The organism is Pleomorphomonas carboxyditropha, assembly GCF_002770725.1.
Taxonomy (GTDB): Bacteria; Pseudomonadota; Alphaproteobacteria; order Rhizobiales; family Pleomorphomonadaceae; genus Pleomorphomonas; species Pleomorphomonas carboxyditropha.
Map to the genome: position 1 here is coordinate 1 of NZ_NQVN01000009.1, position 19,905 is coordinate 19,905.

A 19,905-nucleotide genomic window follows, 5' to 3' on the forward strand; every position below is an offset into this window, starting at 1 on the left:
GCAGCGACACGCCGGAGGCGGCCAGGTGGTCGGCGATCATCGCGCCGAACATGTCGTTGGCGATGCCGCCGACGAAGCCGGTCAGCGCGCCGAGGCGCGACATGGCGACGGCGATGTTGAGGCAGGAACCGCCGACCGCCGGCACGTAGGCGTCCCGGCCATCGGCCGACTTCACAGGCACGAAATCGATCAGTGCGTCGCCGCAGGCCAATAACATGTGATTCCCCCGAGGTTGCTGGGCCGTCCTGCTCCAGTGCTAGCCAATCGGCAGGGCGGCTTCAATCGCTCCGATAGGCATGGGGAATACTTCTGACCACGTTGACAGCCGTCCGCCCGGCTCCTCAGTAGCGATCGATCGACAGGTCGGCCGTTTCGATGTCCGGCTTGCGGCCGGAAATCAGGTCGGCGAGCGCCCGGGCCGAGCCGCAGGCCATCGTCCAGCCGAGCGTGCCGTGGCCGGTGTTGAGCGACAGGTTGCGGTAGCGCGTCGCCCCGATGATCGGCGTTCCATCCGGCGTCATCGGCCGGAGGCCCGACCAGTAGCTGGCCGCCTTGAGATCGCCGCAGGGAAACAGGCTGCCGGCGACATGTTCGAGCGTGCCGCGCCGGATCGGCGGCAGGTCGGTATTGTAGCCGCCGATCTCGGCCATGCCGCCGACGCGGAGACGGCTGCCGAGCCGGGTGAGGGCCACCTTGTAGGTCTCGTCGAGCACGGTGGAGACCGGCGCGCGCGTCTCGTCGGTGATGCCGGCGGTGAGCGAGTAGCCCTTCACAGGATAGACCGGCAGCCGGAGACCGATGGTGCGGCCGAGGACCGGCGACCAAGATCCGAGCGCCAGCACGTAGTGGTCGGCATCGATCCTGCCCTCGGAGGTGGCGACGCCGCTCACCGCGCCGCCCTCCGTCTCGATGCCGGAAATCGACACGCCGTAGCGGAAGCGGACGCCCAACTCCCCGGCGATCTTCGCCAGGGCGTCGGTGAACAGGTAGCAGTCGCCCGTCTCGTCGAGCGGCAGGCGGAGGCCGCCGACGAAGCTCTCCTTCGTAGCGGCCAGCGCCGGTTCGGCGCCGGCAACGCCGTCGCGATCGAGCAGTTCGAACGGCACGCCGTCGGCCGACAGCACCTCGGTGTCGCGGCCCGCGTGATCGAGCTGCTTCTGCGTGCGGAACAGTTGCACCGTGCCCTGCGAGCGGTGGTCATAGGCGATGCCGGTCTCCTGGCGCAGGGCGATCAGGCACTCGCGCGAATAGCCGGCGATGCGCAGCATGCGCCCCTTGTTGCGGGCGTAGGCCGCCGACGTGCAGTTCATCAGCAGCGACAGCATCCACGGCAGCACATGCGGATCGAGCGTCGGCCGGACAATCAGCGGCGCATGCCGCATGAACAGCCATTTGATCGCCTTGAGCGGAATGCCCGGCGCCGCCCAGGGCGTCGAATAGCCCGGCGAGATCTCGCCGGCATTGGCGAAGCTGGTTTCGAGGGCGGGGCCGGACTGGCGGTCGTAGACGGTGACCTCGTGGCCGGCTTTTGCCAGATAATAGGCGGTGGTGGTGCCGATGACGCCGGCGCCGAGAACGGCAATCCTCATGTGAATGGTCCCTGCCTCACAAGTCTTCATGCGGGCGGCGGCCAGCGAAACCGCCGTCTTCCGCGGCGTCTCCGGCATCGCGGGAGGTCGCTCGCCGCATGTGCCCGAACTCTAGGAAGGCGGCCGGATCGGGTCCACATGAAAAAGACCGCGGCGGGCGCTTGGGAGGGTTGCAGGATTCCGGGGTCCCGGCGGACCGACCTTCATGCTCCCCCCTCGCTTCATTCGGCGAGGCGCCTGTGTTATCGAGGGGCATGACTCGCATTCCTAACCTTCTGCGCCTGTCCGGCGTGCTGATGTCGGCGGCCCTTGCGGGCTGCTCCCTCCTCGGCTCCGACTCGGACTTCACGCCGCCGCCGTCGCGCGCCGCCACCTTCCGCATCACGGCGGCCGGCGTGCCGGGATTGCCGCCCGGCACCGCCTTTTCGAAAAAGGCGATCGAGGCGCTGGAGCCCGGCTATGTCGTGTCGTCGGTGACCATGGCGACCGAGCAGAGCGAGAGCGTCGCCGCGCTGGCGCTGTTTCGCGAGGGCCTGCAGGTCCTGCAGGTGCTGCCCGGTCCGGGCGGGAAGATCGGCGCCGTGCATGGCGTATCGGAAAGTCTCGTCGGTCCCAATGGCGAGCGCATCGGCATGACCTTCCGCGAGACGCGCGTGGATCGCGCCGCCTGCCGCGAGGGGCAGGGCAATTGGCTCGGCATGCCGATCTGCACGGCGCGCGGCGCTCCCAACGTCACCTTCGTGTTCGCCATCCCCGGCTACATCTCGGCCGGCAGCCTGCCCGACGATGTCACGCTGGCCGGCGCCACGCTGCAGCGCATCATCTGGGTGCCGCCGGTGGGGTGAGGGCGCTCGCCCCGAAGGGCATTGTCGCAAAGCCGTGGCATGAAAACGCAAGAGGCCGGGAAATCCCGGCCTCTCGTCGTATTGGAGAATAAAGGCGTCGATCAGCAGAACTGATTGACGATGGCCTCCAACTGCTCCTGCTTGCCGCTCTTCGGCTCGGGATTGATGTTGTTCCTGGCAACGTAGTCGGCGAGGTCGTCGAGCGAGCGCTGGCCGGCGAGGATGGCCTGGCCCTCGGCGCCCTTCCAGCCCGCGTAGCGCGCTTCGAGGTTGTTGGCGAGGCGGCCGTCCTCGATGATGGCGGCGGCGTTGAGCAGCGCCTTGGCGGCGGCGTCCATCGACGCGGCGTGGGCGATCACCAGATCCTCCGGGTCGAGCGACTGGCGGCGGACCTTGGCGTCGAAGTTGAGACCGCCGGTGGTGAAGCCGCCCGCCTTGATGATCTCCAGCATGGCCAGCGTCAGCTCGGGCACGTTCATGCCGAACTGGTCGGTGTCCCAGCCGAGACGATCGTCGCCGCGGTTGAGGTCGACCGAGCCGAAGATGCCGAGCGCGTTGGCGAGCGCCAGCTCGTGCTCGAAGCTGTGGCCGGCCAGGATGGCGTGGTTCTGCTCGATGTTGACCTTGACTTCCTTCTCGAGGCCATAGGCCTTCAGGAAGGAGAACACCGTGGCGACGTCGTAGTCGTACTGGTGCTTGGTCGGCTCCTTCGGCTTCGGCTCGATCAGGATGGCGCCTTCGAAGCCGATCTTGTGCTTGTAGTCGACGACCATGGTCAGGAAGCGGCCGAGCTGGTCCTGCTCCTGCTTGAGGTCGGTATTGAGCAGCGTCTCGTAGCCCTCGCGGCCGCCCCACAGCACGTAGTTCTGGCCGCCCAGCTCCTTGGTGATGTCGAAGACGTTCTTCACCTGCGCCGCCGAATAGGCGAACACGTCCGGATCGGGGTTGGACGCGGCGCCGGCCATGAAGCGGCGGTTGGAGAACAGGTTGGCGGTGCCCCACAGGAGCTTGATGCCCGTCTCTTCCTGCTTCCTGGCGAAGATGTCGGCGATGACGCGGACGTTCTTGTTGGACTCGGCGAGCGTCTTGCCTTCCGGCGCGATGTCGCGGTCATGGAAGCAGTAGAACGGCACGCCGAGCAACTGGAACAGGTCGAAGGCGACGTCGGCCTTCACCTTGGCGAGCTCCAGCTCGTCGGAGCCGGTGAACCACGGGCGCAGGAAGGTGCCGTTGCCGAACGGGTCGCCGCCGCCCCAGGCAAACGAGTGCCAGTAGGCAACCGCGAAGCGCAGGTGATCCTCCATGCGCTTGCCGAGCACGACCTGGTCCTTGTTGTAGTAGCGGAAGCCGAGCAGGTTGCGGCTTTCCGGGCCCTCGTATTTGACGGGCTTGAGATTGCCCCAGAACGGATGGGTCATGGTCTTTCCTCTCTTTGAACTTTGTTGCGGACGAAAAGGTCAGGCGAGCGCATCCCGCACGGCCGGGTAGAGCGCGCGATACTTGGCGTAGCGGTCGGCATAGGCGGCGACGAGCGCCTTGTCCGGCTCGACGGTGCGGGCGACCGGCGGCGGCGTCAGCGTCTCGAAGGGATCGTCGCCGGTGGCGGCGATGCGGCCCATGCGGGCGGCGCCGAAGCCGCCGCCGTAATCGCCCTCGGCGGTGATGTCGAGCGGCCGGTCGAGCACCGCCGCCATGATCTGCAGCCAGGCTTCCGAGCGCGAGCCGCCGCCGACCGCGAAGGCGCGGTCGATGTCGGTGCCGGCGTCGTTGAGCACGCGCAGGCAGTCGCGGAAGGCAAAGGCGACGCCTTCCAGCACCGCCTGCGTCAGCTCGGCGCGGCCGGAGGTGTGGCTCAGCCCGACGAACACGCCGCGGGCGGCGGCGTCGTTGTGCGGCGTGCGCTCGCCGGAGAGATAGGGCAGGAAGGTGACCGGCGACGGCTTGGCCGGCTTCGGGTCGAGCCCCTTGGTCAGCTCCGGCGCCGGCGTTTCCAGCAGATGCGACAGCCATTGCAGGCTGTCGGTGGCCGACAGGATCACGCCCATCTGGTGCCAGGTGCCGGGAACGGCATGGCAGAAGGCGTGCACGGCGCCCTCGGTGTTGGGCGAGAAGGAGGCGTTGGAGACGAACAGCACGCCGGACGTGCCGAGCGAGGCAAAGGCGGCGCCGGGCTTGACGGCGCCCATGCCGATGGCGCTCGCCGCGTTGTCGCCGCCGCCGCCGGCCACCACCGGCGCCTTGGCGATGCCCCAGCGGGCAACCAACTCGGCGCGCAGGTCGCCCGAGGACTCCGTGCCCTCGACGAGGCGCGGCATGTGGTCGAGCGTGAGGTCGGTCGCGGCCAGCAGCTCCTTCGACCAGGCGCGCTTGCCGACGTCGAGCCACAGCGTGCCGGCGGCGTCCGACATGTCGGACACGTAGTCGCCGGTCAGCCAGAGCCGGACATAGTCTTTCGGCAGCAGCACCTTGGCGGTCCTGGCGAAAATCTCCGGCTCGTGCTTCTTCACCCAGGCGAGCTTCGGCGCGGTGAAGCCGGGCATGGCGATGTTGCCGGCGATGGCGCGGAGCTCGGGGCAGCGGGCCTCGAGCTCGCCGCACTCGGCGGCCGACCGCACGTCGTTCCAGAGGATGGCCGGACGGAGCGGCTTGTCGGCCGCGTCGAGCAGCGTCGCGCCGTGCATCTGGCCGGAAAGGCCGATGCCGGCCACGGCGGCGAGCTCCTTGGGATGGCTCGCCTTCAACTGGTCGATGGCGTCCTGCGTCGCGGCGATCCAGCTGTCGCCGTCCTGCTCGGACCAGCCGGCATGCGGCCGCGCCACCTCGAGCGAGGCCGAGGCGGTGGCGATGATCTTCTCGCCGTCGCCGACGAGAACGGCTTTCACCGACGACGTGCCGATATCGAGGCCGAGATAGGTGGTCATGGTCTCCTCCCAGTGTTGTTTCGGGTCTCTGTTTCAGGTCCGGCGCTACAGGAGATTGTCGCGCAGGAAGATGTCGATGCGGATCCGTTCCTGCTCGTCGATGATCTGCCAGTCCGAGGTCAGCGACAGCAGCACGCGGGCCGCCGAGCGCACTTCGTGGCCGGGATCCTGGTTGATCACCGCGTCGATGGTCCCTCTCACCAGCGCCTCGCGGTTTTCCTCGATGAGCTCATGGGCGATATAGACGATCTCGCGCGCCCGGCCGCTGGCTTCCAGCGCCGAGATGACGCCGGCATTGCCGGCGCCGGCGTTGTAGATGCCGGCGAGATCGGTGTGCTGGCGCAGGAGATCCTCGACCAGCTTGTGAACGCGGGCCGGGTCGTCGCGCCCCTCGCGCAGGGCGATGACGTGGACGTCGGGAAAGTCCTGGGCGATCACCTGCTCGAAGCCGAAGCGGCGTTCGGCATGGTCGCGCAGGGCCAGCGAACCGGCGACCAGCGCCACCTTGCCGGCATGGTTCGGCAGGAAGCGGCCGATCAGCGAGCCGGCGGTGCGGCCGGCGGCGGTATTGTCGATGCCGATGAAGCGATCGCGGCGCGAGCTCGGAACGTCCGACACCAGCGTCACCACGGCGACGCCGTCGGCCTTCAATGCGTTGATCGCCTCGCGCACGGCCGGGTGGTCGAGGGCGGCGACGGCGACGCCTGCGTAATCTTCTTGCCGAATTTCCCTCAAGGCATCGGCGAGCACCTCGCCGTCGAAGACGTCGACATGGCGAATATCGAAGCCGGCCCCCTTGTAGGGCAGCCAGTCGCCCAGGCGCTGGATGGTCGCTTCGAGGGATTCGAAGAACGGGTTGTGGCCGCGGGGCAGCACGAAGGCGAAGCGGCTGGTGCCGGGCTGGACGCGGCCGGCGAGGCTCGATGGCGCGTATCCGAGCTGGCGGATGGCGCTTTCCACCTTGTCGATGGTCACCGAACGCACGCCGTCGCGCCGGTTCAGCACACGGTCGACCGTCGCCACGCTGACGCCAGCCGCTTCAGCAACCGTCCGCAGGGTGATCTTCATTGAGGGACCTAGCCTTCCAAATGATTTTTTTCACTCAATAAGGCTATGCAATTCCATCGTCAATGCGCAATAGACCGATTCAAACACTCATCGGCGAAAAGCAGGGGGCGGGTGGGAAGCCCCATGATGTGTCGGGGCGACGCCGGCCGAGTTCGAGCCGGCGCCGCATTGGCCATCCTCAGGCGCCGAGCGCCTCGAGAACGCGGACCCAGGAGCGGATGCCGCCGTGGTAGCTCGACACCTCGTATTTCTCGTTGGGCGAATGGATGCGGTCGTCGTCGAGGCCGAAGCCGATCATCAGGCTGTCCATGCCGAGGATCGACTTGAAATGCCCGACCACCGGGATGGAGCCGCCCGAGCCGACCAGCGCCGGCGCCTTGCCCCATTCGGCTTCGAGGGCCGCGCGCGCCTTGCCCATCGCTTCGCCGTCGATCGACAGATGGACGGCCGGGCTGCCGCCATGCTCATGGAACTCGACCTTGGCGTCGGGCGGCAGCCGATCCTTCACATATTGCCGGAAAGCGGCGCGGATCTTCTGCGGGTCCTGCCCGGCGACGAGACGGAACGACACCTTGGCCTCGGCGGTCGCCGGCAGCACCGTCTTGAAGCCCGGGCCGGCATAGCCGCCGGCAAGGCCGTTGATCTCGCAGGTCGGCCGCGACCAGATCTTCTCCAGCACCGTCCGGTCGACCTCGCCGGCCGGCGTCGTCAGTCCGGCGCCGCCGAGGAAGGCGGCGGCGTCGAAGCCGAGGTTGTCCCAATTGGCCCTGAGTTCCGGTGAAATGTCGGCGACGCCGTCGTAGAAGCCGGGAACGGTGACGCGGCCCTCGTCGTCGTGCAGATCGCCGAGGATTTTCGTCAGCACGTGCAGCGGATTGAGCGCCGCGCCGCCGAACGCGCCGGAATGCAGGTCGTGGCTGGCGCAGCGGAGCGTGATTTCCTCGCCGACGAGGCCACGCAGCATGGTGGTCACGGCCGGCGTCTTGCGGTCCCACATCTCGGTGTCGCAGACCAGGGCCACGTCGACGGAGAGTTCGTCCCGGTTCGCCTCGAGGAAGGGAATCATCGACGGCGATCCCGACTCCTCCTCGCCTTCCGAGAAGAAGGTGACGTTGACCGGCAACTGGCCGGTCTCGGCGATCAACGCCCGGCACGCCTCGAGGAAGGTCATCAACTGCCCCTTGTCGTCCTGGGCGCCGCGGGCGAGGATGCGCTCGCTGCCGTCGGGCAATTTTTTCACCACCGGCTCGAAGGGCGGCGAATCCCACAGCTCCAGCGGATCGACCGGCTGGACGTCGTAATGAGCGTAGAACAGCACGTGCGGCTTGTCGGGACCGGCCTTGGTGTAGTGGCCGACCACCATCGGATGCTTCGGCGTCGGCCGCACCGAGGCGCTGAAGCCCAGCGCGGTCAATTCGTTCACCAGCCAGGCCGCGGCACGAACGCAGTCGTCCTTGTAGGCCGGGTCGGCGGAAATCGAGGGAATGCGCAGGAAGTCGAACAGACGGTCGAGGCTCTTCGGGAAGTCGGCATCGACGCGGGAAAGAACGGCAGTAACGGACATCGGCGTCTCCAATGGGATAGGCCCTTTATAATCCATTTGCGATCGATGCGACGAGCCCAAAGGAATGCACCATGGGCGGACCATGGAAGCGTCCCGCAGAGTTGGCGCCGCGGTCGGCAGAATTCGTGTTGTTTCCTACGTAAAAATACGCAATATATTGTCCCGGCTTGGCATTAGAGGCGCCGTCCGACGTGAGCTTATTGGCAAATTTTTCCGTTCGGCATGCTTTTCCGGACCGCTCCGGCGCTGAAATTCAGAGTAGCAAAATTCGAACCTGTAATCAGGGGCGGTGGTTGCTGGCGCGCCAAGTCGGGAGGATTTTAGCTGGGCAACGAAATTGGATTGCACCGGCGTTTTAAGGTTCGTTTCTGGCTATATACATATAATTTTTCTCATATTAGTTGCTGATAAATTTCAATTCGCAAGTTGATACTGACGATAATTCCGGAAAAACTGTCTTAATTCCGCCTAATCGAGCCCGTGGTGAAAGTTTATGCAGTGTCATAAATAGGATAGTTGGGTGGTAGTCGCCTTTTTTGAAAGCGAAGGGCATAGCAATTCGTGTGATATTGTGCGCTTTCGCTTCCAAAGCCTTTATCTGGCGCCAAATGTGCTCTAGAAGGAACCTATTCGGGCGTTCATGCGTTTTTATGCGAAAAGTAGCTGAAGCATGAGCATATATGTCCGAACTGACGACCTGTCGGATGGCTGGAGGTAGGGTCGAAACCATGAATACGCCAGACGATATCCTGGCTGACGCAGTCGGCCTCCGCACGTATTCCAGTGCAAACAAGATATTCGAGGTTATCGAGCGCCGGCTTATTGGGCACGGCGCCAGTCACGTCCTGATCTCCGGCCTGCCGATGCCGGGTCGGCCGGTGGAGCCGCTGGTTCTCCACATCCGTTGGCCCGACGTCCGCTCCGAGCGCGGGCAGCTCATCACCATCAACAAGGGTGACCCGGTGCTGGAGCGCTGCCGCGTCGCCCATCGGCCCTGCCTGATCGACGGCGTCAGCATTTCCGGGCACTCCGATCTGGTGGCCGCCGCCGGCCCCGAGGCCTCGGCGCGCATCGTGGCGGTGCCGATTACCTCGATCACGCCCTATCAGGCGGCGGTCATCGGCCTCGGCGAGGCGCTGTCGCTGACCGAGCTCGATCTCGTCGCCTTCGACTTCCTGTGCAACCAGGCCTTCCGGCGGCTGCGAGCGCTCGGCTATCTGGTGGATTCCCGCCCCGGTGACCTGTCGGCGCGCGAGCGGCGCGTCCTCGAACTGACGGCGCTCGGCATGACGGCGCAGGCCATCGCCGAGAACCTCAACATCTCCCAGCGCACGGTGCACGCCCATCTGCAGAACGCCGGCGAGAAGCTCGACGCCACCAACAAGACCCAGGCGGTGGTCGAGGCGTTGCGCTACGGACAGATCTCGCTCGCCAGCTGAAGCCATCCGGCGATGCCATGGCATGAAGGTCCGTCGGGTCGCCGGCGGGCCTTTTTTCTCGATCCGATCGTGAAAATGCTGTTCCCGTCCATAGGCAGCGTTGAGAGGCGACCGTCGACTGGGTTAGAACGTTTTCAGGTTCGCCGGGCATCGGACCGAAAAGTGGGATCCGGTTTTCGGAACATCCGATGCGGCAACAAAGAACTGGATCGTCATCTTGCGTCCGTAAGGACGCACGACGATCTAGGACGTCGGAAGGATTTGCGCATGTTGGAAGAGGGCAGGGTCTATATCGGGTCGAGCACGAAGCCGGAATATCTGACTTTGAAGCTCACCAACCGGCACGGTCTCGTCACGGGCGCCACCGGTACCGGCAAGACGGTGACGCTGCAGGTGCTGGCCGAAGGATTGTCGGACGCCGGCGTGCCGGTGTTCTGCGCCGACGTCAAGGGAGACCTCTCGGGCATCGGCGCCCCCGGCGAGGCCAAGGATTTCCTCGAGGAGCGGGCGCGCTCCATCGGCTTTTCCGATGAATATCGGCTCAAGGCGGCTCCCGCCGTGTTCTGGGACCTGTTCGGCGAGAAGGGGCATCCGGTGCGGACGACGGTGTCCGAGATGGGGCCGCTCCTGCTGTCGCGCCTCCTGGAGCTCAACGAGACGCAGGAAGGCGTGCTCAACATCGTCTTCAAGGTGGCCGACGACGAGGGCCTGCTGCTGCTCGACCTCAAGGACCTGCGCTCGCTGCTCACTTATGTCGCCGAGAACGCCGAAGCCGTGGCGGCGAGCTACGGCAACGTCGCCAAGGCGACGGTGGGCGCCATCCAGCGGCAGCTCCTGGTGTTGGAACAGCAGGGCGGCAACCATTTCTTCGGCGAGCCGGGCCTGCAGATCTCGGACCTGATGAAGGTGACCGGCGACGGCCGCGGTGCCGTCAACGTGCTGGCCGCCGACAAGCTGATGCAGACGCCGCGCCTCTACGCCACCTTCCTGCTGTGGCTGCTGTCGGAGCTGTTCGAGGATTTGCCGGAGGTCGGCGATCTCGACAAGCCCAAGCTGGTCTTCTTCTTCGACGAGGCGCACCTGCTGTTCGACGAGGCGCCGAAAGCGCTGATCGACAAGGTGGAGCAGGTGGTCAAGCTGATCCGCTCCAAGGGCGTCGGCATCTATTTCGTCACGCAGAACCCGCTGGACATTCCGGAAAGCGTGCTCGCCCAGCTCGGCAATCGCGTGCAGCACGCGCTGCGCGCCTATACGCCGCGCGAGCAGAAGGCGGTGAAGGTCGCCGCCGAGACCTTCCGGCCCAATCCCGACTTCGACACCTTCACGGCGATCACCGAGCTGGCGCAGGGCGAGGCGCTGGTATCCATGCTGGAGGGCAAGGCGGTGCCGTCGGTCGTTCAGCGGACGCTGATCCGGCCGCCGTCGTCGCGCCTCGGGCCGCTCAAGGACGACGAGCGCGCGGCGCTGATCGCCGCCAGCCCGCTGGCCGGTGTCTACGACGAGGCGGTTGATCGGGAATCCGCCTTCGAGGTGCTGAAGGCGCGCGCCAATGGCGTGCAGCAGGCGCACGAACCCGCCGCGCAGCCCCGCACGACGCGCGAGAGCCCCGGCTTCAGCGTGCCCGACTTCGGCTGGAGCCGCGGCAAGGACGCCGCGCCGGCGCCGGAAGCCCGCTACGACGAGCCCGCCCGCCGGCCGCGCCTTGACGAATACGAGAGCGCCGCCGAGCGCCGCCGCCGTGAGGCGAGCGAGGAGCGGGTGGCCCGGCGCGACACCTACGGCTACGGCGGCCGCCAGACGGTGACCGAGGCGGCCATCAAGTCGGTGGTCCGCTCGGTATCGAGCCAGGTCGGCTCGCAGCTCGGCCGGGCGCTGGTGCGCGGTGTTCTGGGAAGCCTCTTGAAGTAGTGCTTTGTTTGTAAGACGGATATCGAGCGATATCCGTCTTACCCTTCCGCCGGCGGCTCTTTTCGCGCTGCTGCTAGCGTCTCAATGCGCCGGGCGGTGTCGGGTTCGGCGAGTAAATCCTCGAGCGGGGCGCTCATGCGGCGGCGCCAGTTGGGATGCTCGGTGATGGTGCCGGGCAGGTTGGGCTGCTCCTCGAGCGCCAGAATATCCTCGAGCGGCGCGATGGCGAGCTGGGAGCGCGCCCGGCCGATGTGGCGGAGCGCCGCCTCCACCGCCGGCGCCGGATCGTCGGGCGCCGGCCGCGGCTCGCTGCCGCCGAAGGTGGCCCACAGAAGGCCGCGGTCCCACGCCCGCCGCTCGTCCTCCCGCTCGCGATTGGAATCGAGCGGCAGGCGGCCGAGCTTGTCCGCCCAGTCGAGGTCGCGGCCCGTCCACCAGCCGGCGACGGTGGCGGTGTCGTGGGTGCCGGTCATGGCGACGCTCTGCGGCGGATAATCCTGCGGGCCGATGAAGCCGTGATCGAGCGCCCGCTCGAACCACAGGACGCGCATGCCGAACATGCCCTCGGCGTCGATCGCCTCGGCGAAGCCGCCGGGCTTGGTGCCGAGGTCCTCGGCGACGATCAACGCCTTCGCCCGGTGCGACTCGAGGGCGGCGAGGCGGGTGAGGTCGTGGAAGGGATAGGCGAGATAGGCGCCGTCGCTCGACGCGTGTCCCTCCCGCATCACCCAGAGGCGCGACAGGCCGAAGGCATGGTCGATCCTGAGGCCGCCGGCCCGGCTCAGCGCCGACCTGAGGGTGGCAATCCACGGCGCATAGCCGCTTTCGGCGAGGCCGCGCGGCGAGAAGGTGGTGAGCATCCAGTTCTGCCCGAGCGGCCCGAGCGGATCCGGCGGCGCGCCGATGGTGAGGCCGTCGAGCAGATGCTGGCGCAGGCTCCAGCTATCGCTGCCGCCGGTGTGGACGCCGACCGCGAGGTCGGCCAGCAGGCCGACGGCCATGCCGGCGTCCCTGGCATGGCCCTGCACCGCCATGAGACTCTGGTGGGCCAGCCACTGGACGAAAAGATGGAAGGCGATCTCGTCGGGATTTTCGGCGGCGAACTGGCGCACCGCCGCCCCGTCGGGATCGTGAAAGGGCGCGGGCCATGTCCGCCAGCCGTCAAGGTCGCGCGCCCGGAATCGCACGTCGAGCGCGTCGAAGATGGCATGACGGCGCAATGCATCGCCACCGGCGAGGCTGTCCGTGGCGACACGGGAGCGGAATTCGGGCGCCAGTCCCTTGAAAACCGCCCGCAGCTGAGCGAGCCGCTTCGGCAGGGCGCTCTCCCAGTCGATCAGCGCGTCGCCGCCGTCGCCCGGCGGCAGCGGCGGCAGGCCGACCAGGGCCGGATCGCCCATGGCGCCGTTGAGGAACAGCCGGCTCGACGGCGAATAAGGGCTGAATCCGATGCCGTGGCCGGGGAACAACGCATGGACCGGATTGATCATCACGACGTCGGCGCCGCGGGCGGCGAAGCGTCGCACCGCGTCGTCGAGATGGCCGAAATGGCCGAACGGCTGCGGCACCGGGCCACGCAGCGACGGGATCTGGATCGACGGTCCCCAGACCCGGCGCTCCCCCCGAAGCTCGCCGGGATCGTGGCAGCGCGGCGGAGCGACGGCGAGCGTCAGCTCGTGCGGGCCGATGGAGAGCCGGTAGTAGCCGGGCTCGGCGATGGCCGGCAGATAGCCGCCTTCGATGGCCAGCGCGCGGCTCGTGCCGTCCTCGGCGGCGAGATCGGCGCGGGCGAGGCTGGACGGGATCTCTATGGGCCGGCCGGCGTCGGCGACGAGAAGGGCCGGCGGCCGCTGGCGCTCGTCCTCGATCCGGGCAAGGCTGAGGGCAATGGCCGCCGCGCTGTCGGCCGGATAGCCGAGCGCGGTGGCGATGGCGCCGAGTGCCTCGTCGGTCACTTCCTGCTGCCGGCCGGAGACGTCCCACCAAACCCGCACCAGGCCGATTGCCGCGGCGAGCGCGTGGAGTTCGGTCATGTCTGCCTCCCCTGAGGCCGCGGCGGGATCTTCGCCCGGCATTGCCAAAAACCCTGCCGGAACCGGCGGATAGGATAGTCCTGAGATGACGTTACGTGTTCCCGGCCCGGGGAACAACCGCCCGTCAGAGCTTCGTCAGGCCGGTGAGGTCGGACAATTCGGCCGCCGGCCGCATGTCGGGATACTCGTCGAGCGCGCCGGTGCGGTTGATCCAGACGGTGCGGAAGCCGAACCTCGAGCCGCCGGCCACATCCCAGCGGTTGGACGACTGGAAGGAGATGGCGCTCGGGAAAACGCGGAAATGCGTCGTCGCCATTTCGTAGACGCGCGGGTCGGGCTTGTAGCAGCCGATGGTATCCACCGACAGCACGTCGTCGATGATGTCGCCGAGGCCGGCGGCGCGGATCGCCCGGTTGAGCATCAGCGGACTGCCGTTCGACAGGATGGCGATGCGGGCGCCGGCGATCTTCAGGTCGCGCAGCACGGCCGGCACCTCGGGAAAGCAGTCGCAGCGGCGGTAGGCTTCGAGCAGCTTTTCCCGCAGGTCCGGGTCGACCTGCGGATAGGCGGCGAAGGCGGCGTCGAGCGCGTCCTTGGTCAGCGCCCAGAAATCCTTGTAGGCGCCGGTTGCCGACCGGATCCAAGAATATTCGAGCTGCTTGGCGCGCCACAGCTCGGACAGGCGCTGCGCGTCCGGTCCAAGCTCGGCGGCGTGCCGGCGGACGGCCGAATGGACGTCGAACAGCGTGCCGTAGGCATCGAACAGGAAAATCGGATGGTACATGCCGCTGTCTCCGCTCGCAGCCGTCGATTCGTGAATCCGGCGGCTTTCGCAACTTCGGTATCGGATATATTCGGATATCTGGAAACCGGCAAAACAGACATGCGGAAAAGCCTGCAGAGGGGCGGTTTTCATCCGGCCGTTGCCGCGCCGCCGCGTTTGGCGGCGGGGCTGCCGGCCGCAACGACGAACGGAAGGACAGTATCGTGGCTTGGTCTCAGACCTGGACGTGGTTGGATGGAAAATGGCACGAGGGCAACGTGCAGATCATGGGCGTCAGGACGCACTCGTCCTGGCTCGCCTCGTCGGTGTTCGACGGCGCCCGCTATTTCGAGGGCGTGGCGCCCGATCTCGACCTTCATTGCCAGCGCGTCAACCGCAGCGCGGTCGCCATGGGCCTTGACGCCCTTCGCCCGGCCGGCGAGATCGAAGCCCTGGCGCGCGAAGGCTTCTCCCGCTTTTCCGGCGACGCCGCGCTCTATATCCGGCCGATGTACTGGGCCGAGGACGGCGGCTTCATGGGCGTGCCGCCGGAAGCCGGCTCGACCCGCTTCTGCCTCAGCCTCTACGAGGCGCCCATTCCCTCGATCGACGAGGGCTACGCGGTGACCACCACGCGCTACCGCCGTCCGCTGCCCGAGACGGCGCTGGTCAACGCCAAGGCGGGCTGCCTCTATCCCAACAACGGCCGCGCCATGCTGGAGGCCAAGGCCAAGGGCTTCGACAACGCGGTATTGCTCGACGTGCTCGGCAACGTCTGCGAGCTCGGCACGGCCAACCTGTTCATCGCCAGGGACGGCGTGGTGATGACGCCGGCCGCCACCGGCGTGTTCCTCGCCGGCATAACGCGCTCCCGCATCATCCAGCTTCTGCGCGACGACGGATTCGACGTGCGGGAATGCGTGCTGAAGACCGAGGATCTGGCCGCGGCCGACGAGATCTTCGCGGCGGGCAACTACGGCAAGGTCACGCCGATCCTGCGCTTCGAGACCCGCGAGTTCCAGGTCGGTCCGGTGACCCGGCGTGCCCGCGACCTCTACTGGGCCTACGCCCACGCCTGATACGGCGTGGTTTTCTCGGTCCATCCTCTTGAAAACGCCATCTCGCGGATGGACATCAGGAGGATGCGACCCGGCAGCGCGGAGCTGCCGGCTGGATCCATCGCGAGGAGGCAGACATGCGGATGGCCATGGGCCTGGGATTGACGATCGCGCTATCGCTCGGCGCTGCCCTTCCGGCGGCGGCCGCTTCCGCCGCCTTCATCGCCAGGCCGACCGAACCCCTGGCCTGTCCGGAGGGGGCGGCCGGCGGAAACCTGTGGCAGGGCTACTTCCACGGGCGCAAGGAAGTCGATCTCGGCTGGATGAAATACGAGGACACGGCCGAGCGCCATTGTTTCAGGACGGAGCAGCTTTGCCGCAACTGGCTCTACAACATGCAGAGCGAGTATAGCGAAAATGCCTGGTCGGCCGTTTGCACGCCTCCCGGCGGTTGACGATCAGCGGTCGCGCGACGGCTGCGCCGGTCCGCGCGGCCGCCGCGAGCGCTTGACCACCACCGGAATGACGGGAGCGGCGCGCTCACCCACCAGATCGCCATAGACGGCCGCGTTTGTCTTGTGGCGGAAGCCGATATGGGTAATCGAGAAGCCGGGATTTTCCGGTAGCGGCGGTGTGTCCTGCGATGCGTCCGGCAACAGGCCGCGGCTGCGCAGCGAGGCGGCCTCGCGCAACGCCAGCAGCCGCTCCTCCGAAACGATCTCCGCCGGCTGTCCCGATCGGCGCTCCGGTCCCCGGTAGGCCGGGTCGTTGCGCCGCCGCCGGTCGGGGCCGAAATAGCCCGATCCGGTCTTCACATAGACGCGGGGCCGCCCGAACACCGTCAGCAGCCGCTCGGCGAGATAGCTGGACGACATCGGCTTGACGGCGATCTCGTCGATGCCGGCCATCACCGCCTTCTGCACGTTCTGCCGGCTGGCATGGCCGGTCATCAAGAGGACCGGCACCATGCGGTTGACGACGGCGCCGCCGTGGCGGATGCGATCGGCGAAGGCGAAGCCGTCCATCGGTTCCATGCCGAGGTCCGACATGACCAGGTCGACGTGTTGCCTCGTCAGGAATTCGAAGGCCTGCTCGGTGCCGGAGAACTCGTGAATGTTGCGAAAGCCGAATTCGGTGAGCATGCCGGCCACGAAGCGGCGAAAGCGGGGGCTGTCGTCGACGATGATGATCGTCCGAGCGATGAAATCCGTCAGCTTAGGCATGGCGCCCCGTCAACCGTTGCACAACTTGAATGAATAATCCCGGAGCGCGAACCACCCCAGTCCCCACCACGATAGTGATAGTGGCTGGCACTGCGCCGGACAACATATATTCCTGAATAAAGACAGGGCCCCGGACGTGCCGGAGCCCCGATGGAAGGCCCGCCGTTTCAACCGGCGGCCGCGAAGGACGGCCCGTTCAGCCGGCCTTGGCGTAGAGTTCGGCAACGAACTCCCAGTTGACCAGATTGTCGAAGAAGGCTTCGAGATACTTCTGACGCAGGTTGCGATAGTCGATGTAGTAGGAATGCTCCCACACGTCGACGCCGAGCAGCGGCGTCCCGCCGGACACCAGCGGATTCTCGCCGTTCGGCGTCTTGGAAATGGCGAGCTTGCCGTCCTTCAGCGCCAGCCAGGCCCAACCCGAACCGAACTGGGTCATGCCGGCCTGGATGAAGTCGGCGCGGAACTTGTCGAGGCCGCCGAGGTCCTCGTTGATCTTCTTGAGCAGCTCGCCGGGAATGGCGCCGCCGCCGTTCGGCTTCATCCACTGCCAGAAATAGAAGTGATTGTAATGCTGTGCAACGTTGTTGAAAAGGGCGGGATTCTTGCCGAAGGAGCCCTTTACAACTTCCTCGATGCTCTTGCCTTCCCACTCGGTGCCTTTGATCAGGTTGTTGCCGTTGTTGACATAGGCGAGGTGATGCTTGTCGTGATGATACTCCAGCGTCTCCTGCGACATGTAGGGGCCAAGCGCATCATAGGCATAGGGAAGGTCGTTCAGCTCGAAAGCCATGGTCGTCTCCTCAAAAAAAAGCGTTCTGAAACTGAGCATCGCCGCCCGGCGGTGGTGCATGCGGAATAGATAGTTACTTTTCCTGATGGCGGCAATGCACCACGAGTCGATTCATGGCTACCATGCGCCATTCGGCGAGCAAATCGAATTAGTTAGCTTTGCCCATCACCTTTAGCGCAAAGGCGTATTCGAGGGCCGTTTCCTTCAGCTCGTCGAAGCGGCCGGAGGCGCCGCCGTGGCCGGCATCCATGTTGACGTGCATGACCTGCGCGTTGTCGTCGGTCTTGAGCGCCCGCAGGCGCGCCAGCCATTTCGCCGGCTCCCAGTAGGTGACGCGCGGGTCGGCAAGCCCGGCCAGCACGAACATCGGTGGGTAGTCCTGCGTCATGAGGTTTTCGTAAGGGCTATAGGACGCGATCAACTGGAAGTCGTCGATGCTTTCGAGCGGGTTGCCCCACTCGGGCCACTCCGGCGGGGTGAGCGGCAGCGTGGCATCGAGCATGGTGTTGAGCACGTCGACGAAGGGAACGGCGGCCAGCACCGCCCCCCAGAGGGAGGGCGCCATGTTGGCGACCGCGCCCATCAGCATGCCGCCGGCCGAGCCGCCATGGGCGACGATGCGGCCTTCCGAGGTAAAGCCTTTGTCGCAGAGATAGCGGGCAGCGGCGATGAAGTCCTTGAAGGTATTGGGCTTGTTGAGGTGCTTGCCGGCGAGGTACCACCGGTGCCCCTTTTCGTTGCCGCCGCGGATATGGGCGATGGCATAGACGAAGCCGCGGTCGACCAGCGACAGGATGCGGGTCGAAAACGACGCCGGGATGGCAATTCCATAGGCGCCGTAGCCGTAGAGCAGGCAGGGCGCCGAGCCGTCGAGCGGCGTATCGGCGCGGTAGAGCAGGGTGACCGGCACGCTCTCGCCGTCGGCCGCCGGCGCCATGACACGGCGCGTCACGTAGTCGGACGGCTCGTGGCCGGACGGCACCTCCTGCGTCTTCCGCAGGAAGCGTTCGCCGGTCTCCATCTCGTAGTCGTAGACCTGCGCCGGCGTGGTCGGCGAGGAATAGGTGAAGCGCACGATGTTGGTGTCGAACTCGTAGGAACCCGACAGCCCGAGCGAATAGGCTTCCTCGGGGAAGGCGATGGCATGCTCGTGGCCGCTCGACAGCTCGCGGATGACGATGCGCGGCAGGCCTCCCACCCGCTCGAGACGCACCATCCGACCCCGGAAGATCGACATCGACAGGATGAGCCGGCCCGGTTCGTGGGCGACGACATCGATCCAGTTGTCGCGGCCCGGGCTTTTGAGCGGCGCGTTGACGATCTTGAAGTCCTCGGCGCCATCGGCGTTGGTCAGGATGTAGACTCGGTCGTCGCCGTCGTCCTCGATCGAATACTCGACCTCGGTCTCCCGCGCCGTGACGAGGCGCGGCGGGCTGTCCGGCGCCTCGGCGTCGATCAGGCGGACCTCGGAGGTCTGGTGGTCGTGCGAATCGATGACGATGAAGCGGCCGGACTGCGTCTTGTCGACGCCGCAGAAGAAGCCGGGGTCCTCCTCGACGTAAACGACGATGTCGTCCTCGGCCGGCGTGCCGATCACATGGCGAAGCACCTTCTCGGTGCGGTGGTTGTCGTTGATGTAGGTGTAGAAGAAGGAGCGGGAATCGGCCGCCCAGGCGACGCCGCCGGAGGTGTTGGGAATCTCGTCGGCGAGATCGGCATCGGCGTCGAGGTCGCGGACGCGGATGACGTGGAATTCCGAGCCGGTGTCGTCGACGCTATAGGCGAGCAGCTTGTGGTCGGGGCTGTGGCTGGCGCCGCCCAGGCTGAAATAGGGTTTGCCGCGCGCCAGCTCGTCGGCGTCGAGCAGCAGTTCCTCCGGACCGCCGTCGCGCAGCGTGCGGACGAGGCGCGGATGCTGCGCTCCGGTGAGATAGCGGCTGGCATAGGCATAGGGGCCGTCCGGCAGCGGCACCGAGGAATCATCCTCGAGAATGCGCCCGCGCATCTCGGCCACCAGCGTCTTCTGCAGGCCGACGGTGTCGGCCATGTAGGCATCGCAGTAGGCGTTCTCGGCCTCGAGATGCGCCCGGATGGCCGGGTCGAGCAGATCGGGATCGCGCAGAACGTCCTGCCAGTTGTCGGCGCGAAGCCAGGCGTAGTCATCGACGAGGTCGACGTCGTGGATGGTCGTCACGACGGGCCGCTTCTCGGCGCAAGGGGGCTTCATCTCGGTCATGGACGCTCCGAAAACTGCAAAACGGCTGGAGGGATATCCCCAAAGGTGCCGGCGGGGCAACAGTCAAACACGCCGTCGCGCGATCAGGTTCCGACAATATCGAGGTCGGCCGTGCCTTGCCGATCCTCGGTTTCGACGATCCAGCAGTCGCCGTCGAAGCGCCGCTCGGACTGCAGGCGGGCGTCGACGTCCGGCTCCGGCGCGCCGGCGAGCAGCGGCTCGAACACCCGGCCGTCGGCGACCGCCGGGTCGATGTCGTCGAGGTAGACTTGCGGCGCCGGGCCGTAGAGATCGGCGGTGCCGTCGAGGCGCGACACCTTGACGAAAATGGCGCCGGCCTCCGCTGCGCCCTTGCGGACCACCGCGGTGAACAAGCCGGCGTCGTTGCGCCGGCGGACGTAGGCCGAAACGAAGAAATCGGAGGTGATGCGGGCCATGGCCGTGCTCGAAGGCGGAACCTGCCGT

At 66.6% G+C, this 19,905-nt stretch carries 17 protein-coding genes; 5 read left to right on the forward strand and 12 right to left on the reverse strand.

What is annotated here, in order from left to right; all coding sequences use genetic code 11:
• Together CJ014_RS14115 and CJ014_RS14120 are read right to left on the reverse strand one after the other, a co-directional pair.
• Positions 1-217: PfkB family carbohydrate kinase (locus CJ014_RS14115; RefSeq protein WP_245427352.1), on the reverse strand; the 217-nt coding region annotated here is incomplete at its 3' end.
• A gap of 124 nt (positions 218-341) precedes the next feature.
• Positions 342-1,589 carry a D-amino acid dehydrogenase gene (locus CJ014_RS14120; protein WP_100081133.1) on the reverse strand — a complete coding sequence of 416 codons (1,248 nt, stop codon included), beginning with the start codon at positions 1,587-1,589 and terminating at the stop codon, positions 342-344.
• 254 nt (positions 1,590-1,843) lie between these two features.
• On the opposite strand from CJ014_RS14120, the gene CJ014_RS14125 reads away from it, so the two are divergent.
• Positions 1,844-2,434, forward strand: coding sequence for a DUF1131 family protein (locus CJ014_RS14125; protein WP_165790841.1), 591 nt, complete (start codon positions 1,844-1,846; stop codon positions 2,432-2,434).
• 101 nt (positions 2,435-2,535) lie between these two features.
• On the opposite strand, the gene xylA is transcribed toward CJ014_RS14125, so the two are convergent.
• The 4 genes from xylA to CJ014_RS14145 all read right to left on the reverse strand — a co-directional run bounded on the left by xylA (position 2,536) and on the right by CJ014_RS14145 (position 7,987).
• On the reverse strand, positions 2,536-3,852 hold the full coding sequence (gene xylA, locus CJ014_RS14130; RefSeq protein ID WP_100081135.1) for a xylose isomerase: 1,317 nt from the start codon (positions 3,850-3,852) through the stop codon (positions 2,536-2,538).
• Between the two features lie 39 nt (positions 3,853-3,891).
• The gene (gene xylB, locus CJ014_RS14135; protein ID WP_100081136.1) at positions 3,892-5,355 is read right to left on the reverse strand and encodes a xylulokinase; all 1,464 of its coding nucleotides are present in this window, start codon (positions 5,353-5,355) and stop codon (positions 3,892-3,894) included.
• Between the two features lie 45 nt (positions 5,356-5,400).
• Positions 5,401-6,423: a LacI family DNA-binding transcriptional regulator gene (locus tag CJ014_RS14140; RefSeq protein WP_100081137.1), complete on the reverse strand. Its 1,023-nt coding sequence runs from the start codon at positions 6,421-6,423 to the stop codon at positions 5,401-5,403.
• Positions 6,424-6,601: 178 nt separating this feature from the next.
• Positions 6,602-7,987: a M20/M25/M40 family metallo-hydrolase gene (locus CJ014_RS14145; protein WP_100081138.1), complete on the reverse strand. Its 1,386-nt coding sequence runs from the start codon at positions 7,985-7,987 to the stop codon at positions 6,602-6,604.
• A gap of 728 nt (positions 7,988-8,715) precedes the next feature.
• Between CJ014_RS14145 and CJ014_RS14150 the strand changes: the two genes are divergently transcribed.
• Positions 8,716-9,426: a helix-turn-helix transcriptional regulator gene (locus CJ014_RS14150; RefSeq protein ID WP_100081139.1), complete on the forward strand. Its 711-nt coding sequence runs from the start codon at positions 8,716-8,718 to the stop codon at positions 9,424-9,426.
• A gap of 267 nt (positions 9,427-9,693) precedes the next feature.
• Entirely contained in the window at positions 9,694-11,334 is a 1,641-nt protein-coding gene (locus CJ014_RS14155; RefSeq protein ID WP_100081140.1) for a helicase HerA-like domain-containing protein, read from the forward strand.
• Between the two features lie 38 nt (positions 11,335-11,372).
• Here CJ014_RS14155 and malQ read toward each other — a convergent pair whose 3' ends face one another.
• Together malQ and CJ014_RS14165 are read right to left on the reverse strand one after the other, a co-directional pair.
• On the reverse strand, positions 11,373-13,367 hold the full coding sequence (malQ, locus tag CJ014_RS14160) for a 4-alpha-glucanotransferase (RefSeq protein WP_100081141.1): 1,995 nt from the start codon (positions 13,365-13,367) through the stop codon (positions 11,373-11,375).
• 124 nt (positions 13,368-13,491) lie between these two features.
• The gene (locus CJ014_RS14165) at positions 13,492-14,151 is read right to left on the reverse strand and encodes a haloacid dehalogenase type II (protein ID WP_100081142.1); all 660 of its coding nucleotides are present in this window, start codon (positions 14,149-14,151) and stop codon (positions 13,492-13,494) included.
• A 200-nt stretch (positions 14,152-14,351) separates the two neighbouring features.
• Here CJ014_RS14165 and CJ014_RS14170 point away from each other — a divergent pair, with 200 nt between their 5' ends.
• Both CJ014_RS14170 and CJ014_RS14175 read left to right on the forward strand, forming a co-directional pair.
• On the forward strand, positions 14,352-15,209 hold the full coding sequence (locus tag CJ014_RS14170; RefSeq protein WP_100081312.1) for a branched-chain amino acid aminotransferase: 858 nt from the start codon (positions 14,352-14,354) through the stop codon (positions 15,207-15,209).
• A 116-nt stretch (positions 15,210-15,325) separates the two neighbouring features.
• The gene (locus tag CJ014_RS14175; RefSeq protein ID WP_100081143.1) at positions 15,326-15,643 is read left to right on the forward strand and encodes a hypothetical protein; all 318 of its coding nucleotides are present in this window, start codon (positions 15,326-15,328) and stop codon (positions 15,641-15,643) included.
• Positions 15,644-15,646: 3 nt separating this feature from the next.
• Here the strand turns inward: CJ014_RS14175 and CJ014_RS14180 are convergent, their stop codons facing one another.
• The 4 genes from CJ014_RS14180 to CJ014_RS14195 all read right to left on the reverse strand — a co-directional run bounded on the left by CJ014_RS14180 (position 15,647) and on the right by CJ014_RS14195 (position 19,877).
• Positions 15,647-16,411 carry a response regulator gene (locus CJ014_RS14180; RefSeq protein WP_100081144.1) on the reverse strand — a complete coding sequence of 255 codons (765 nt, stop codon included), beginning with the start codon at positions 16,409-16,411 and terminating at the stop codon, positions 15,647-15,649.
• 196 nt (positions 16,412-16,607) lie between these two features.
• Positions 16,608-17,204 (reverse strand): superoxide dismutase, encoded by a 597-nt coding sequence (locus CJ014_RS14185; RefSeq protein WP_100081313.1) that lies wholly within the window; start codon positions 17,202-17,204, stop codon positions 16,608-16,610.
• A gap of 148 nt (positions 17,205-17,352) precedes the next feature.
• Entirely contained in the window at positions 17,353-19,440 is a 2,088-nt protein-coding gene (locus CJ014_RS14190; RefSeq protein ID WP_100081145.1) for a S9 family peptidase, read from the reverse strand.
• An 83-nt stretch (positions 19,441-19,523) separates the two neighbouring features.
• Positions 19,524-19,877 (reverse strand): DUF1491 family protein, encoded by a 354-nt coding sequence (locus CJ014_RS14195; protein ID WP_100081146.1) that lies wholly within the window; start codon positions 19,875-19,877, stop codon positions 19,524-19,526.
• Positions 19,878-19,905 lie beyond the last annotated feature (28 nt).

Coding starts and splice junctions, on each gene's coding strand:
- CJ014_RS14180 (WP_100081144.1), bottom strand. CDS start 16,411: ATGCCTAAGCTGACGGATTTCATCGCTCGGACGATCATCATCGTCGAC.
- CJ014_RS14145 (WP_100081138.1), bottom strand. CDS start 7,987: ATGTCCGTTACTGCCGTTCTTTCCCGCGTCGATGCCGACTTCCCGAAG.
- CJ014_RS14150 (WP_100081139.1), top strand. CDS start 8,716: ATGAATACGCCAGACGATATCCTGGCTGACGCAGTCGGCCTCCGCACG.
- malQ (WP_100081141.1), bottom strand. CDS start 13,367: ATGACCGAACTCCACGCGCTCGCCGCGGCAATCGGCCTGGTGCGGGTT.
- CJ014_RS14120 (WP_100081133.1), bottom strand. CDS start 1,589: ATGAGGATTGCCGTTCTCGGCGCCGGCGTCATCGGCACCACCACCGCC.
- CJ014_RS14195 (WP_100081146.1), bottom strand. CDS start 19,877: ATGGCCCGCATCACCTCCGATTTCTTCGTTTCGGCCTACGTCCGCCGG.
- CJ014_RS14125 (WP_165790841.1), top strand. CDS start 1,844: ATGACTCGCATTCCTAACCTTCTGCGCCTGTCCGGCGTGCTGATGTCG.
- CJ014_RS14190 (WP_100081145.1), bottom strand. CDS start 19,440: ATGACCGAGATGAAGCCCCCTTGCGCCGAGAAGCGGCCCGTCGTGACG.
- xylB (WP_100081136.1), bottom strand. CDS start 5,355: ATGACCACCTATCTCGGCCTCGATATCGGCACGTCGTCGGTGAAAGCC.
- CJ014_RS14165 (WP_100081142.1), bottom strand. CDS start 14,151: ATGTACCATCCGATTTTCCTGTTCGATGCCTACGGCACGCTGTTCGAC.
- xylA (WP_100081135.1), bottom strand. CDS start 3,852: ATGACCCATCCGTTCTGGGGCAATCTCAAGCCCGTCAAATACGAGGGC.
- CJ014_RS14155 (WP_100081140.1), top strand. CDS start 9,694: ATGTTGGAAGAGGGCAGGGTCTATATCGGGTCGAGCACGAAGCCGGAA.
- CJ014_RS14140 (WP_100081137.1), bottom strand. CDS start 6,423: ATGAAGATCACCCTGCGGACGGTTGCTGAAGCGGCTGGCGTCAGCGTG.
- CJ014_RS14185 (WP_100081313.1), bottom strand. CDS start 17,204: ATGGCTTTCGAGCTGAACGACCTTCCCTATGCCTATGATGCGCTTGGC.
- CJ014_RS14175 (WP_100081143.1), top strand. CDS start 15,326: ATGCGGATGGCCATGGGCCTGGGATTGACGATCGCGCTATCGCTCGGC.